Source organism: Spirosoma jeollabukense (genome assembly GCF_054777855.1).
Map to the genome: position 1 here is coordinate 1 of NZ_BAAHAD010000096.1, position 602 is coordinate 602.

The 602-nt window shown below is 47.0% G+C and carries 1 protein-coding gene; it reads right to left on the reverse strand.

What is annotated here, in order from left to right; all coding sequences use genetic code 11:
- Window positions 1–602 (reverse strand): acyl-CoA thioester hydrolase/BAAT C-terminal domain-containing protein (locus ACYVEA_RS34730; protein WP_461117927.1); only part of this gene is annotated, 602 nt, incomplete at both ends.

A 602-nucleotide genomic window follows, 5' to 3' on the forward strand; every position in this document is an offset into this window, starting at 1 on the left:
GCCGATGAGACGGCTTTGGGACGCTGATCGGTCGTAATTAAGTTATGGTCTACGTGCTTAATTTGCCGTATTGGACGAGCCGGATTAACCGTGTTGAACACTTTTTTGAATTCGAACAGTCGCTTAGAGAGCAGACCTGCCACTTCACTATCTGAAAACAATAAACCGATTGGGCAACTTAATTTCTGGTAATAAACAGTAGGGTTTAAGCTTAAGTAGTGCTGCTCCCAACGAGATAGCACCTCATGCAGCTGACTATTTACTGCCGATTCGATGTCGGCCTTTGTGATCTTCGCTCGTTGGTCAACAGGTAGTCTGTTCATCTCAAACCGAACCATGTGCTGGGCGGCTACTCTTCTTTTTTCCAGTGGAGTAGATGCAGAGCGACTTAAGTAAAGCCGCATGTTGATTAGATAGGAACGAATCGTATCGTCGGCTATACCTGCTTCTCGTAGCCGCTGCTCGGTGGTGAGTAAAATGTCTTCGTAGCCCCGCAAGACAGGCCCATTAAGAGCGAGTAAACATCTGATTTTCGGAATCCTTGAAGCAGCAATAGCGGCAATAGTCGCTCCTTCACTATGCCCGATTACTCCAATTCGTCG